This is a genomic window from Streptomyces sp. NPDC027672 (assembly GCF_055566335.1).
On the sequence record NZ_JBVHSO010000017.1, the window covers coordinates 112874 to 128117 of the forward strand.

Genomic DNA, 15244 nt, shown 5'->3' on the forward strand with positions numbered 1-15244 from the left:
GGTGCGCGCATCCGCCGCCGTGGCAGCTCTGTCCAAAGTCGCCGCACGCGGCCACAGCGAACAACCGATCCACAGCACAGGAGAACACCGGTGACCCACCCCGCATCCACCGCCCCCGGCACCGGCCCCGGCACCGGCCCCGCCAGGACCGCCGTACGGCACGTCCGTGTCTTCGACGGCCGGCAGCTCACCGAACCGCGCACGGTGGTCATCGACGGCGGCGTCATCTCCCCGGAGACCGACACCGCCGGCGCCCGTACCCTTGACGGCACCGGCATGGTCCTCCTGCCCGGCCTCATCGACGCCCACGTACACCTGCACGGTCCCGGCACACTCGCCCGCCTGGCCTCCTACGGCATCACCACCGCCCTGGACATGGCCACCTGGCCGCCGCAGCTCCTGGCCTCCTTGCGCCGGGTGACGGACCTGACCGACATCCGCAGCGCCGGCACACCTGCGATCGGCGAGGGAGGTCCGCACTCCCGCATCCCCGGCATGGCCCAGGACGCCATCGTGCGCAGCCCGCAACAGGCCGGCGAGTTCGTCGCGGCCCAGGTCTCGGCCGGAGCCGACTACATCAAGATCGTGGCCGAGGCGCCCGGTCAGGGCGGCCCCGACCAGGAGACCGTCGACGCCCTGGTGGCCGCCGCCCGCACGCACGGCAGGAAGTCGGTCGCGCACGCCGCCACCGTGGGCGCCTACACCACGGCCCTCGACGCCGGCGCCGACTTCCTCACCCACATCCCCCTCGACGGCCCCCTGGGTTCCGGGGACATCGCGCGGATGGCCGCGGCCGGCCGGGTCTGCATCCCCACCCTCACCATGATGCAGGGCACGGCGGCGGCCCGCGGCCTCGCCCACGCCTACCAGACCGCCCGCCGCAACCTCGCCGCGCTGCACGCCGCCGGCGTGCCGATCCTGGCCGGCACCGACGCCAACACCCAGCCCGGCGTCCCCTTCCAGGTGGAGCACGGCGCGAGCCTCCACCACGAACTCGAACTCCTCGTCGACGCCGGCCTCACCCCTGCCGAGGCCCTGCGTTCCGCGACCGCTCTGACCGCGCGGTACTTCGGGCTGGAGGACCGCGGATCGGTCAGGCCGGGACTGCGCGCCGACCTGCTCCTCGTCGACGCGGATCCGCTCGCCGACATCCGCGGCACACGCGCCATCCACCGCATCTGGTGCGCGGGCACCGAGCAGACACCGGCCGTAGCCTGACCCGACCGCCAGCGCAGGAGGCACCGTCATGAACAACCCCACACCACTCGTGGACGTGCACGCGCACTTCCTCACCCCGCGCTACCTCCAGGAGGCGCAGGACGCGGGCCACCTCCGCCCCGACGGGATGGCGGCATGGCCGAGCTGGGATGCCGCACGCCACCTGGAACTCATGGACCAGTGGGGCATCGCGACCTCCCTGCTGTCCATCTCCTCACCCGGCACCCACTTCGGCGACGACACGGCAGCACGCGCGCTCACCCGGCACGTGAACGAAACGGGCGCCGACCTCAAGCGCACCCGTCCCGACCGCTTCGGTCACTTCGCGTCCCTGCCACTGCCCGACGTCGACGCCGCCCTCGACGAACTGGCCCACGCCATGGACCAGCTCGGCAGCGACGGCGTCACCGTCGAGACCAACGCCCACGGCGTCTACCTCGGGGACCCACGCTTCGAGCCGCTGCTCGCCGAACTCGACCGCCGCCGCACACCGGTGTTCGTCCATCCCACCTCCCCGCCGAACCAGGAGGTGGTGTCCCTGGGCCGCCCACGCCCCATGCTGGAGTTCCTCTTCGACTCCACCCGTACGGTCAGCGACCTCGTCTTCAACCGGCGCCTGCAGCAGTACCCCCACATCCCCTGGATCTTCACTCACGGCGGCGGCACCCTGCCGCTGCTCACCCAGCGCATGGAACTCTTCCGCAGCGTCTTCGCCGCCGCGGACGACACCCCGGCCGGCACCGAGCCCCTCGACCGGATCCCTGAGCAGGTCGGCCGTCTGTGGTTCGACATCGCGGGCACCCCCTTCCCCCACCAAGTCCCGTCACTGGCAGCAGCGTTCGGCACCGATCGCCTCCTGTACGGCAGCGACTACTGCTTCACTCCAGCCGAGGGCGCAACCGCGCAGATCGCCTCCGTCGACGCAGCCGCCCAGCCCGGCCAGGACACCTGGCGTTCTCTCACGACGCGCAACGCCCACCGGCTGTTCCCACGGCTGGCAGCAGGATGAGCGCCTGGACGACCGCGACGCTTCGTGCGGGCGACAACCGCCCTTGAGTGACGCGCCTGAGACAGTAAGAGCGGTCTGCATGTTCTCGATGGCTTTCGCCGCTTGGCCCGTGTAGTCCCCGATCGCTGCCGTGGAGCCGTCGTCGTTCAGCGGACACGCCCCTGCGAGGAAGATCAGGCGTGACCCAGCGGGCGCCGTGGCTGTTGCCGCGCCGAGACTCGCAGTTCAGCGTACTCACTCACTCTTTCGGGTTTCGGAGGTGCAGATCTGCCACCGTGGCCGCAGGGCGCAGTCGACCCGGTTCGGAGCGGCGGTCGCCGCCGCAGCTCGGCAGTCATCGCACCCACGTTCTTGACTTGAAGGTCAAGAACGGTGCTAGTGTTCCACTCATGGGAAGGCCCAAGCAGTTCGATCCGGATGTCGCCGTCGAGCAGGCCATGGAGGTGTTCTGGCGCAAGGGGTATGCCGGAACCACCCCGCAGGACCTGGTCGATGCGCTCGGCATCGGCAAGGGCAGCCTCTACAACACCTTCGGAAGCAAACATGCCCTGTTCGAGCTGGCGCTCCGCCGCTATCGCGACAGCCAGGCCCTCGCTCTGATCGAGATGGTCGAGGAGCCCGGTCCGGTCAAGGCTCGGCTGCGCAAGGCGCTGGGATTTCTCGCCGAGCTGGACCTCGCGGACCCGGACCGTCGGGGCTGCATGGCCGTGAACACGGCGGCGGAACTCGCCGGAACCGACGAAGCGGCCACCGAACTCGTCCAGCGCATGTTCGACCGCACCGAGGATGCCTTCCGCGTACTGGTCGAGGAGGGGCAGCGCTCGGGAGAGATCGCCCCCGAACGTGATCCCGAAGCCTTGGGGAGCCTGCTGCTGAACACGGTGGTGGGCTTGCGGCTCATAGCGCGCGTCGCTGAAGGTCCTGATCGGCTTACCCGCGTGATCGACGCGACGGTCGACTCCCTCTGATCCGAAGCGGGGCACTCGCCCTGCCGGGAGTTCCTGCTACACAGATTTTGTACTTCCAGTTCAAGAAATGGATTGCTGTGAACCTCAACCTCGCCTCCAAATCGGCTGTTGTCACCGGTGCCAGCCGGGGCATCGGGCTGGCTACGGTCCGGACGCTGATCGACGAGGGTGTCCGGGTCGTCGGCGCCGCCCGGAACATCACGCCTGAGCTGAAGGAAACCGGCGCGCACGCGGTGTCGGCGGACCTGAGCACTGCCGAAGGCGTCGCCCTCCTCATGGACAGTGCCTTCGCCGAGCTGGGCGGCATTGACCTGCTGGTGAACAACGTGGGTGCCGGGGACGACGTGGAGCCCGTCGGCTTCCTCGACACCGACGACACCCAGTGGACCCGCGTCTTCGACCTCAATCTGCTCAGCGCGGTCCGCGCCAGCCGCGCGGCACTGCCCAGCCTGATCGAGCGCCGCGGGGCGATCGTCAACGTCTCGTCCATCAACTCCCGGCTGCCCGCCGCCGGTCCGGTCGCCTACAGCGCGGCCAAGGCGGCCCTCGCCGCGCTGGGGAAGTCCCTGGCTGAGGAATTCGGACCCCAGGGCGTGCGGGTGAACACCGTCTCCCCCGGAGTGGTCCGCACCTCCATCTGGGAGAACCCCGACGGCTTCGGCGGCAAGGTGGCGGCCGGAGCCGGGGCAGAGCACGACGCATTCCTCCAGCAGATCCCGGAAGCCTTCAACATCACCACCGGCCGTATCACCGAACCCCAGGAAGTGGCGGCCTTGATCGCGTTCCTTCTCTCCGATGTGGCCGGCAACATCACCGGCGCCGACTACGTCATCGACGGCGGCACAGTCAAGACGCTCTGAAGCGGGAGAGCACGGGCGAGAGCGGCCCGAGTCTCATGGCTGTGGGGGGACGAGTCACCCCGTCCCCCCGCAGCCATGCGAAATGACGCGGCCGTGAGTCAGAACCCTCCGGCCAAGTCCGAGTACTGCCCTACCCGAACCACGACGCACCGGTCGGCGCCCCCGGCCACGGCGGTGCAGGGTGGCGGCCTGGTGATGCCTCCCCGGACGCTGACGAGAGGTCCGAGCACCGCCCGGCCCCGTGACGGCCGGCGGGTGTGGCCGGAGCGCCCGGGCCTGCCCGTCAGTCCTGGGAGGCCGGGGGCAGATTCGCCGGGACGTTGCGTACGGCGCGCCCCCGGCCGTCGAGGATCCGGCCCATCCGCTTGGCGCTGCGCAGGGTCACGGTGCGGCTCTGGACGCGGAGTTCGGGCATGCGCTCGGCGAGCAGCGCGTCGAAGGCGCCCACCTCGCGGGTGCCGCGCAGCCAGACGGAGAGCAGCAGGTTGCACGAGCCGGTGACCGAGGCGCACAACCGGGTCTGCGGCAGCTGGGCCAGGGCCAGGCCGATGCGTTCGAGGTCCTGGTGCGGGACCACGCTGCGGTAGGTGACGACGACCGGCCATCCGGCCAGCGGCTGGGCGAGGTCGCAGCGCAGCAGCAGACCGTGGTCGCGCACGAGGCGGTTGAGGCGACGGCGGGCTGTGGACTCACTCAGCCCGGCGTGCGCGGCGAGCTCCGGGAACCCGGCCCGGCCGTCGGCACTCAGGGCGAGCACGAGAGCGAGGTCGGTGCGGTCGTAGCCACGGCCCGCGCCCTTCTCGTCCGCCACCCGCGGCAGGGCAGGCTGCGCGTCCAGCAGAGCCGAGCGATGCCGCGCGGGCAGGGCACGGACCTGCCAGCGGCTGCCTTCCCGGTAGTGACGCAGGGACAGCAGGGTGCGGCTGGAACGCACGCCCTTGAGGACGCCGAGTTGGTTGAGCTGTCGTCCCAGAGCGGGCAGATCGGCGGCACAGACGGAGAGGAGCAGATCGAAGTCGCCCACCACGTGCTCGATGCTGAAGACCCAGGACAGTTCGCTCAGCTGCTCGATCAACCGGTCCACCGCGCCCGCTTTGCAGCGCACCTCCACGTAGGCGACAGCCGCCAGACCCGGGGCGGGGTAGGCGGTGATCCAGGCCAGACCGCGCTCGACGAGCCGCGCCCAGTGGCGGGCGGCCGTGGTGGCGTCGACGCCCAGCGCGGCACCTACGCGGGTCCACGGTGCGCGGGGATCCGCCTGGAGGGCGTCGATCAGCGCGAGATCCAGTTCGGCGAAGGCCGTGCCGGAATCCGGCAGAGCAGACGCCAGGCTGCCGCTTACCTGCAATTCGCGTTCCTTTCCCAAGGCCGGTCCGATTCTTTCTGCACCCGCGGTCCCCTCCCCTCGAAGGTGCGTGGGCGGCGCGCCGTCCGACGAGGGGCCTTCACTGTAGAGAGGAGCGCCCGTGGTCACACCCACCGACGCCGGATCGAACTCCCAGGCCGGTCAGAAGCTGGACCGGACCGCCCGGATCACCGTGGCGGTGCTCTTCCTCGCGTGGCTGGTCGACTACGTCGACCGGCTCACCATCAACCTGGCCCTTCCCGCGATCGGGCACACGTTCCACCTGGACCGGACACAGCAGGGGCTGGTCGTCTCGGTGTTCTTCGTTGCCTACGCCCTGTGCCAGATCCCGGGCGGCCTGCTGGCCGACCGCTTCGGTGCCAAACGGGTGATCGCCTGCTCGCTGCTGGCCTGGTCGCTGTTCACCGCGGTCACCGGCCTGGCCGGTTCGTTCACGGTGCTGCTGCTGGTGCGCTTCGTCTTCGGCCTGGCCGAGGGCGCCTTCCCGGCGGCCGCGATGAAGGCGGTCACCGAGCGGACTCCGCCCGGCCGGCGGATGTCCGCCAACGGCCTGGTGACGAGCTCCAACGCCGTCGCCACGGTGCTCACCCCGCTGGTCGCCGCCCCGTTGATCGCGGCCTTCGGCTGGCGGACCACGTTCTTCGTCATCGCCGCCGCCGGCCTGATCGTGTACGCGGTCCTCCAGCTCTGGCTGCCCTCCCGCTCCGAACGGGCGGCTGCCGACGCCCGGAAAGCGGCCGATGCCTCGGAAGCGGTCGCCGCTCAGGAGTTGGCCGACGCCGTGTCGGGAGGCGCGGCCCGGGCCACCCGCGTGATGCTCCGCTCGGGAGTCATGTGGCGGTTCACGGCGATGTTCTTCGGCTACGACCTCATCGTGTGGGGCCTGAACACATGGGTGCCCACCTACCTCAACGACGAGCGTGGCCTGTCCCTCACCCGGGCGGGCGCCATCGCCCTGGTGCCGGCCCTCGCCTCCACCGCGGCGGCGATCGCGGGCGGCCGGCTCGCCGACCGGCTGTCCGGACGGCACCGCCTGGTCGTGGTGCCCGGCATGGCCGTGACAGCCGTCGGGGTCCTGCTGCTCACCGGGGCACAGTCCCTGGGCGCCTTCGTGACCTGGCTGACCCTCGCCGCGCTGGGCGCGGGCCTCAGTTACATGCCGATCTTCGCCGTCCCGCTGCGCAGTCTGCCCGCCGAACTGGCCGGAGCCGGCTCAGGAATGATCATCTTCGGTGGCCAGGTGGCCGGTGTGATCGCGCCCGTGGTCATGGGCGCCCTCGCCGACACGGTCTCCTTCCAGGCCGCCTTCGCCTTCCTCGCCCTCGGCGCGCTGCTCACGGCGGTCATGGCGGTGACGACGCCGCAGTCGACCGAGGCGTTCCTGCGCCGACTCCCATCTGCCGGCTCCGGCCGCGTACCCCACCTCCCTTCGGAACGACCGACAACCCGACCGATATCCCCGGACACCGAGGAGCAGTCAGCATGACCGTCCCGCACCCCGCGACCACGCGCCCTGGCAGCGGCCTGGCCCTCCGTCTCACCCAGGGTCTGCCCGACCGGCTGCCCCGGCTCCTGGAGACCTACCAGGACTTGCACCGGCACCCGGAACTCGCCTTCCAGGAGACCCGTACCGCTGCGATCGTCGCTGCCGAGTTGCGCGCGCTCGGCTGGGAGACCACCGAAGGCGTCGGCACGACGGGGGTCGTCGGCGTCCTGCGTTCCGGAGAGCACGGCGAGGGCCCGGTCGTACTGCTCCGCGCCGACATGGACGGCCTCCCCGTCAGGGAGGCGACAGGACTTCCCCACGCCTCCACCGACACAGCCGTCGGCCGCGACGGGGAGCCGACCCCGGTGATGCACGCCTGCGGACACGACCTGCACGTCGCCTGCCTGCTCGGCGTCGTCGAGCAGTTGACGCGGCACCGGGACGCCTGGCGCGGCACGGTCGTCGCTGTCTTCCAGCCGGCCGAGGAGACAGGGGAGGGCGCGCAAGCCATGACCGGGGACGGGTTCCTCGACCGGTTCCCGCGTCCGGACGTCTGCCTGGGCCAGCACGTCGGCCCCTTCCCCGTGGGCATGGCCGTGACCCGGCCGGGCGTGCTCATGTCGGCCTCCAGCAGCCACCGTGTCCGCCTCTTCGGACGGGGCGGGCACGGCTCCTCGCCCGAGAGCGCGGTCGATCCCGTCGTGATGGCGGCGGCGACGGTACTGCGCTTGCAGACGGTCGTTTCCCGTGAGATACCCGCCGCGCAGACGGCGGTGCTCACGGTGGGCTCCCTCCACGCCGGCACGGCCGAGAACATCATCCCGGACGAGGCCGAACTCAAGATCAACATCCGCGTCACGGACGAGCAGGTGCGCGACCGGGTGCTGGAGGCGGTGGTCCGGATCATCAACGCCGAGGCGGCGGCCTCCGGCGCCCCCGAACGGCCGGAGATCACCCCTCTCAGCTCCCTGCCCCTCACCGTCAACGACGCCGACGCCACCGACCGTGCCGTCGCCGGCCTGCGCGGTGCCCTCGGAGAAGAGGCCGTGGTGCTGCTCCCGGCCCCGCTCACCGGCAGCGAGGACTTCGGCGTCTTCGGACGCGAACTCGGTGCGCCTTCGGTCTTCTGGCACTTCGGCGGCGCGGACCCCCTCGCCTTCGCCGGCCGCGACCTGTCGTCCGTGCGGACGGAAGGCCTCCCGAAGGCGGTGGCCGCCAACCACTCACCGCACTTCGCCCCGGTGGCCCGGCCCGCCCTGGAGTCGGGCATCACGGCCTTCCTGGCCGTCACCGCAGAGTGGCTCGCCGAACCGCTCGCGTGAGCGGACTCCACCGCCTCGGCCGCCCATCGGGCCGGGCCCGCGCACCTGTTCCGGGGCACCGAGGGCTCCGCTCTCCGCACAGGTCGCAGTCTTGACGGAGGCAGGGCTGATCAAGCGTGCGTGCGCGGGTGCACCTCGACCGCGCTCGGGAGCGACGAGGCTTTCGCGGCCAGGCGGAGGCGGTGGGCGAAGACCGCTGACGCCTGGTGCACCGGCTTCACCGCGCGCGAGTCCGTTCCGGACCGCATGCCCGTGGAGCGGAGGTCGCGCGGGCACAGGAGCGGTGTGAGGACGGCGTCGCTGCCGCGAGGCCGGAGCACCGGCGCCGTACGGGGCGCCGCCCCGCCGGCGTCACCTCCGGCAGTCGCGTGGCCGGGAAAGGCGGGAACCCGGGGCCGACCGGCCCAAGGCCCAGCGCGGGACAGCCCATGGGACCGCCCCGCGATCGCTGCCGACGTGGCGGGCCTCCAGCCGCTGCTGCGGCCGAAGGCGGTCGCCGTCGTCCGCGCCGGACGCCCACCTGGCTCGGTCGGGCGGGCGATCCTTCAGGTCGCAGGAAGACATCGCCAAGGCGCGCGACGAGTGGATGCCCGGGGACCGGTTCGGCACGGTCCGGGGCTACGACGGCGATCCGCTCCCGGCCCCCGAACTCCCCACGGTCTCACTGAAGCCGCGACGGTAGCCCGGACGACCCCCCTGACGGGCCCCGCTCCGGGACTCTGCTCGCCCGACAGTGAGGCGGACCAAGCCACTTGACGCGTTACGCGATCGAGACAGCCGCCGGGTCGAAGGGCTGGAACTAGGCCGTCGAACCGGCCATGACCATGCCGATACTTGCGGCATGGAAGCATCCGAAGTGACGGCCTGGGTCATGACACTGCTGACCCAGGCGTCGAACGGGGCGGCGGGTGCGATTGGCGGGGCGGCCGGCGCCGAGGCGTCACGGCTGATGCGGGAGCGCCTGGGATCTTCCCCGGAAGGCCGCGCGGTCCTGGATCCGGGCAGTGGGGACCCCGGCGAGACGGAGCGGCAGGTCGCCGCCGTCCTCGCCTCGGACCCCGCCTTCGCGCGCCGACTGGAGCAGTTGTACGAGGCGTGGCGACGCGCCCCTACCGCAGGACCGCGCGTGGGCAGGGACATGTACAACGCGCACATCGGCGACCGTTCCAAGCACAACACCATCTCGTTCGGCCCGCTGACCGTGCGCAAGGACAGCCTGACACCGACCAACGTGACGCTGGTGCTGCTCGCGGTGGCTCTCGTCATGGGACTGGCGGTGTACGGACTCAGCAAGGCCGTGGGCGGCGACGACACGGCGGTGCGGGGGCCCTGGGCGGGGGCGGGCCCGGACGGCGACGGGTCGGGCGTCCCGGCCGCCGGCAGCGGATCCGGCGCAGGGGACGGTGGCGGCCCGGACCGCAAGGTCGCACCGGTCAAGGACCTCGAACTCCTCAGAGAAGTCCTGCCCGATGTAGAGAGCATGCCGTCCGGATGGTCGTTGTCCGAGGAGGCGGACGTCCACAAAGCGACCAAGGACGACTCCTGCCACGAGGGCGGCTGCGCGGGACTGCGCAGCCTCGGCGGAGTCGCCTATGCCGATCCGGGCGCTGCCAACAAGGCGTACATCGCGATCGAGGCGTACGACAGTGCCGAGACAGCGGCCGCGGGCTACCAGCGGTGGAGCGAGGGGACCTCGAAGGAAGGCGACGACTCCTCCATGTCCTTGGGGCCGATCGGCGATGAGAGCGTCGCCTACTCCGGCCGGGAGTCCACCGGTTCGGCCAGCACGTACCACATGCACACGATCGCCCGCGCGGGCACGGTCATGATCGATATCGTCTACGGCGGCGGCTACCACGAACTCGACCCGACGGTCCTGACGCGCATCGCCCGGATGGTTGTCGAGCGCGCCCGCCAGGCCCAGAACGCCGAACAGCCGACGGCGACGGTCGCCGAAGCCGGCTGAGCCCCGCCGAGACGGCCGGGCCCGCACCCGGCCGCCCGGCCGCCGAGACCCAACGGGCCGCCGGGCCCCACCGGGCGTCCGGGCCGCCCGGCCGCCCGGCCGCCCGGACGGTCCGCCGCGTGGACAGCCCCGGAACATATTCCAACGCGACTCAACGACGCCCCCCGCAGGGCAGCCGCTCGCGAGTCGGGCTGGCAGGCCGCCGGTGCGAAACCCGCCGGTGACGCGACCGAAAGGCGTGGTCAAGGCGCGTGGCCGCCGAGTGGCTGGTGAGGCGGCACGTGCCGGCGGGAGGACGCCCGCCTTCGAGGGCGGCCAGGGGAGAAGTCGCCTAAACGAAGTCTTGAGACCCTCTTGCCCCCTGCCGCACACCGCCCTATGTTCGGATTCGCTTGAATCTGTTGAGAGTTGGTTCCCTCGGCGGTGTGGAGGCAGCAGTGCGCGACCCATCGAACGGTTCCGCCAGGCCCGGCCGGCGACGGCGCTGGGGGCCCGTCCTCGCGACCGTGACGGCCATGATCCTGTCCGCCGGCATGGTCACCCCGGCCGTGGCCGCCGCAGGCAACCCGCCCGCGTCCGCCGTAACATCCGCCGCAGGCAGCCCACCGGCGTCCGCCGCGTCCGCCGCCACGCCCGCCGAAGGAAACTCACCGGCGTCCGCCGCCGAACCCGCCCCGCACACCGTCACTTTCGACGGCTACTCCTTCCTCGTCGACGGCAAGCGCACCTACCTGTGGTCCGGCGAGTTCCACTACTTCCGGCTGCCGAGCCCCGACCTGTGGCTCGACATCTTCCAGAAGATGAAGGCGGCCGGCTTCAACTCGACCTCGCTGTACTTCGACTGGGGATACCACTCCCCGGCGCCCGGCACGTACGACTTCACCGGCGTCCGCGACGTCGACAAGCTCCTCGACATGGCTGAGGAAGCCGGGCTCTACGTGATCGCCCGCCCGGCCCCGTACATCAACGCCGAGGTCGACAGCGGCGGACTGCCCGGCTGGCTGACCACCAAGGCCGGGAACAACCGCAGCGACGACCCGCGGTTCCTGAAGTACGCCGACGAGTGGCTGACCCGGATCGACCGCATCGTCGCCCGGCACCAACTGACCAACGGCACCGGGTCGGTCATCGCCTACCAGGTCGAGAACGAGTACTACAACGGCTCGGCGGCCGGCCGGTCGTACATGCGGCACCTGGCGGACAAGGCCAGGGCCGACGGCATCACCGTGCCGTTGACCGGCAACAACAACGGTACGTTCAACTCGGGCACGGGCGCCCTCGACGTGGACGGCCCGGACTCCTACCCGCAGGGCTTCGACTGCTCCAACCCCGCGAAGTGGAGCGGTGTCCCCGACATCAGCTACGACCACCCGGCCGGAAAGCCGTTGTACTCGCCCGAGTTCCAGGGCGGCGCCTTCGACCCCTGGGGCGGCCCGGGCTACGACAAGTGCGCGCAGCTCATCAACGACCGGTTCGCGAACGTCTTCTACAAGCAGAACATCGCGGTCGGCGCGACCGCCCAGAGCTTCTACATGACCTACGGCGGCACCAACTGGGGCTGGCTGGGCATGCCGCAGAACTACACGTCGTACGACTACGGCGCCGCGATCCGCGAGACCCGGCAGCTGGACCCGAAGTACGACGAGGACAAGCTGATCGGCTACTTCACGCAGGCCGTCGCCCCGCTGACCAAGACGGACCCGATCAGGACCGAGGCCCCGGACGACCCGGCCGTCGTCGACACCGCCCGGATGAACCCCGACACGAGGACGCAGTTCCACGTCCTGCGCCACCGGGACGCCACGTCCACGGCCACCGCCTCGGCCCACATCTCGCTGGACTTCGACGCCCGGGCGGCGTCGGACACCAGCTACACGTGGGACGACACCGACACCGCACTGACCTACGCCGGCTCCTGGTCGCACGTGGGCGCCGAACAGACCTACACGAGCGGCGACTACAAGAAGACCGAGTCGTTCTCCCGGCAGGCCGGTGACTCCCTCACCGTGCCGTTCCACGGCACCGCGGTCCGCTGGATCGGCCCGAAGACCGGCAACCACGGCTACGCCGACGTCTACGTGGACGGCGTCAAGGAGGCGACGGTCGACGACTCCGGTAGCGGGAACCAGGCGGTGGTCTTCCAGAAGACCGGCCTGGCACCGGGAGAACACACCCTGAAGATCGTCGTCACCGGCAAGCACGCCCCGGGTTCGTCGGACAGCTTCGTGTCCGTCGACGCCATCGACGTGCCGACCGCGCCGGTCACGGAGCCGACCTACCCCGTCGTGCCGCGCCAGCCGGGCACCGCCATCACGCTCGACGGACGCGACTCGCACGTGATCGTCGCGAACTACCGGCTCGGCGAAGCCCAGTTGCAGTACTCGACCTCCGAGATCATGACCGACGCGACCATCGGCGGCCGGGACGTCGCGGTGCTCTACGGCGACCGGGGCAGCGACGGCGAGACCGTGCTGCGCTACTCCTCCCGGCCCACCGTGGTCAGCAGCGGCGGCCCGGTCACGACCACCTGGGACGCGGCCACCGGCGATCTGCGCCTGAACTACACCCACGACGGCCTGATCCGCATCGCCATCAGCGGGGGCGGCCCGCGGCCCCTGCTGCTTCTGGCCGGCGACAAGGCGACGGCGGCGACGTTCTGGCGCCAGGACACCGCGAGCGGGCCGGTCCTGGTGCGCGGCACCCACCTGCTGCGCACGGCCGCCAGTCTGGACCAGGGGCGTACCGTGGCGCTCAGCGGCGACAACGCCGACGACCGGCACATCGAGGTGTTCACCTCCGCTCACCACGTCACCTGGAACGGCCGGGACCTGCGCACCCGCGCGACCGGCACGGGCAGCCTCACCGGCACGATCCCGGTCGCCGCCCCGATCCGCCTGCCAGCCCTGACGGACTGGAAGCACGCCGAGGAATCCCCCGAGGCGGCCCCCGGTTTCGACGACTCCGGCTGGCAGGTGGCCGACAAGTCCACCACCAACAGCTCCTCCGGCATCAACACCCTGCCGGTGCTCTACGCCGACGACTACGGGTTCCACACCGGCAACACCTGGTACCGCGGCCGCTTCCGCTCCGCCCCCGGAGCGACCGGCATCCACCTCGTCTCGGACTCCGGCGGCAAGGCCCAGGCGCTCTCCGCCTGGCTCAACGGCACCTTCCTGGGCAGCTCCACCACCGGCAGCGCCGACTTCGCCTTCCCGCCCGGCTCGGTGAAGTCCGACGGCGACAACATCGTCTCGGTGCTCACCGTGAACATGGGCCACGAGGAGGACTACAACTCCACCAACGGCAACAAGACCGCGCGCGGGCTGACCAGCGCGTCCCTCACCGGAGCACCTCTGACACCGGTCACCTGGCGGCTGCAGGGCGTACGGGGCGGTGAGAACCCGCTGGACACCGTGCGGGGCCCGCTGTCGACGGGCGGCCTGTACGGCGAGCGGGCCGGCTGGTCGCTGCCGGGCTACCCGGACGGCGGCTGGAAGCACGTGTCGCTGCCGACGAGCGACACCCGTCCCGGCGTCTCGTGGTACCGCACCGACGTGGCCCTGGACCTGCCCCGCGGCCAGGACACCTCGCTCGGACTGACGTTCACCGACGACCCGGCGCGCAAGTACCGGGCCACCCTCTTCGTCAACGGCTGGCAGGTCGGCAACTACGTCAACTACCTGGGTCCGCAGCACTCCTTCCCGGTTCCCGACGGCATCCTGGACCCCCACGGCCGCAACACCATCGCCCTCGCGGTGTGGAACCTCGACGGCAGCACCGGCGGCCTCGGCAAGGTCTCGCTGACCAACTACGGAAGCTACGCCTCGCCGCTGCGGGTGGCGCAGAACCGCAGCCCCGGCTACGACCGCCGGACCTACGCGATGCCGGCGAGGCCGGGCGCCGACGTCACCCTGGCGCTGCCCGACACCGCCGTACCGGCCCGCTCCTTCACCGCCGAGGCCACGGTGCGAGTGCCGGCCGGACAGTCCCCGGCATCCCGGCTGAAAGCCGCGCTCACGCTGCCGGACGGCTGGAGCGCCGACGCCACGAGCCCCGCCACGGTGGAGCGTCTGCTCCCCGGGAAGTCGGCCGCCTTCACCTGGCGGGTGCGGCCGCCGGCCGGTGCGCTGCCGTCCGCCTCGGCCCTCACCGCCACCGTGCGCTACGTGCAGCGCGGACGGCCGGCCACCGGCAGTGACGAGCGCGTCATCGGCGCGGTCCCACCGGCCCCCAAGGCGGGCGAGACCGCCGTGAGCGAGCTGCCGTTCCTGTCGTCCACCAACGGCTGGGGCCCAGTGGAGCGTGACACCAGCGTCGGCGAACAGGCCGCCGGGGACGGCCGCCCGATCACCATCGCGGGCGTCACCTATCCGAAGGGCCTGGGCGCCCACGCGGTCAGCGACGTGCGGCTCTACCTCGGCGGCGCGTGCACGCGCCTGACCGCCTCCGTTGGCGTCGACGACGAGACCGGCGGAGCGGGGACCGTGGTCTTCTCCGTCGTGGCCGACGGCAAGACCCTCGTCACCACCCGGACGATCAAGGGCGGACAGACCGCCGTACCGATCGACGTCGACCTGACCGGCGCCCAGACCGTCGACCTGAAGGCCGACGACGCCGGCGACGGCAACGGCAGCGACCACGGCGACTGGGGGACACCGACCGTGACCTGCGGCTGAGCACGCTCCGGGCCGGCCGAGCGGATCCCGGGGTGCGGATCCCGGGGTCCGCGCGCACGGTGGTAGAGGGGCCGCCGCCCTGCGCGCGGCGCGGCGACCGCTCACCCGACCTCCGTACGACGGGAGCATCCGCCATGGCCAAGACGAAGAAGACGCCCGGTGGGAAGGACCCCGCCGAGGGCGACAAGGTCGCCTGGCGCAGTCACGGCAGTGAGACCTCCGGCACCGTCGAGAAGAAGATCACGGAGCGGACCGAGGCGGCGGGCCGCACGGTGGACGCCTCGCCGGACGAGCCGCAGTACGAGGTGCGCAGCGACAAGTCCGGCCGTACGGCCGTGCACAAGCCGTCCGCCCTCAAGCGGAAGAAGTAGGC

10 protein-coding genes and 1 pseudogene are annotated in these 15244 nt (G+C 71.5%); 9 read left to right on the top strand and 2 right to left on the bottom strand.

What is annotated here, in order from left to right; all coding sequences use genetic code 11:
- Nucleotides 1–90 precede the first annotated feature (90 nt).
- Both ACZ4SV_RS31965 and ACZ4SV_RS31970 read left to right on the top strand, forming a co-directional pair.
- Nucleotides 91–1218 carry an amidohydrolase family protein gene (locus tag ACZ4SV_RS31965; protein ID WP_468008661.1) on the top strand — a complete coding sequence of 376 codons (1128 nt, stop codon included), beginning with the start codon at nt 91–93 and terminating at the stop codon, nt 1216–1218.
- Nucleotides 1219–1246: 28 nt separating this feature from the next.
- Entirely contained in the window at nt 1247–2227 is a 981-nt protein-coding gene (locus ACZ4SV_RS31970; RefSeq protein ID WP_468008664.1) for an amidohydrolase family protein, read from the top strand.
- 41 nt (nt 2228–2268) lie between these two features.
- Here ACZ4SV_RS31970 and ACZ4SV_RS31975 read toward each other — a convergent pair.
- A pseudogene (locus ACZ4SV_RS31975) lies at nt 2269–2437 on the bottom strand (RidA family protein); the annotation flags it as partial.
- A 179-nt stretch (nt 2438–2616) separates the two neighbouring features.
- On the opposite strand from ACZ4SV_RS31975, the gene ACZ4SV_RS31980 reads away from it, so the two are divergent.
- A complete protein-coding gene (locus ACZ4SV_RS31980) occupies nt 2617–3195 on the top strand; it encodes a TetR/AcrR family transcriptional regulator (RefSeq protein ID WP_365879574.1) in 579 nt (192 codons plus the stop codon).
- 47 nt (nt 3196–3242) lie between these two features.
- A complete protein-coding gene (locus ACZ4SV_RS31985) occupies nt 3243–4055 on the top strand; it encodes an oxidoreductase (RefSeq protein WP_468008670.1) in 813 nt (270 codons plus the stop codon).
- Nucleotides 4056–4338: 283 nt separating this feature from the next.
- On the opposite strand, the gene ACZ4SV_RS31990 is transcribed toward ACZ4SV_RS31985, so the two are convergent.
- The gene (locus ACZ4SV_RS31990; protein WP_468008673.1) at nt 4339–5403 is read right to left on the bottom strand and encodes an Lrp/AsnC family transcriptional regulator; all 1065 of its coding nucleotides are present in this window, start codon (nt 5401–5403) and stop codon (nt 4339–4341) included.
- A gap of 118 nt (nt 5404–5521) precedes the next feature.
- Here ACZ4SV_RS31990 and ACZ4SV_RS31995 point away from each other — a divergent pair, with 118 nt between their 5' ends.
- The 5 genes from ACZ4SV_RS31995 to ACZ4SV_RS32015 all read left to right on the top strand — a co-directional run bounded on the left by ACZ4SV_RS31995 (nt 5522) and on the right by ACZ4SV_RS32015 (nt 15242).
- Nucleotides 5522–6907 (top strand): MFS transporter, encoded by a 1386-nt coding sequence (locus ACZ4SV_RS31995; protein ID WP_468008677.1) that lies wholly within the window; start codon nt 5522–5524, stop codon nt 6905–6907.
- Entirely contained in the window at nt 6904–8229 is a 1326-nt protein-coding gene (locus ACZ4SV_RS32000; protein ID WP_468008682.1) for an amidohydrolase, read from the top strand. Before ACZ4SV_RS31995 ends, ACZ4SV_RS32000 begins: the two co-directional genes overlap by 4 nt.
- Nucleotides 8230–9070: 841 nt before the next feature.
- Nucleotides 9071–10195 (top strand): hypothetical protein, encoded by a 1125-nt coding sequence (locus tag ACZ4SV_RS32005; protein WP_468008686.1) that lies wholly within the window; start codon nt 9071–9073, stop codon nt 10193–10195.
- 515 nt (nt 10196–10710) lie between these two features.
- Nucleotides 10711–14871, top strand: coding sequence for a beta-galactosidase (locus ACZ4SV_RS32010; RefSeq protein ID WP_468008690.1), 4161 nt, complete (start codon nt 10711–10713; stop codon nt 14869–14871).
- 134 nt (nt 14872–15005) lie between these two features.
- Nucleotides 15006–15242 (top strand): hypervirulence associated TUDOR domain-containing protein, encoded by a 237-nt coding sequence (locus ACZ4SV_RS32015; RefSeq protein WP_365874682.1) that lies wholly within the window; start codon nt 15006–15008, stop codon nt 15240–15242.
- The last annotated feature ends 2 nt before the right edge of the window (nt 15243–15244 follow it).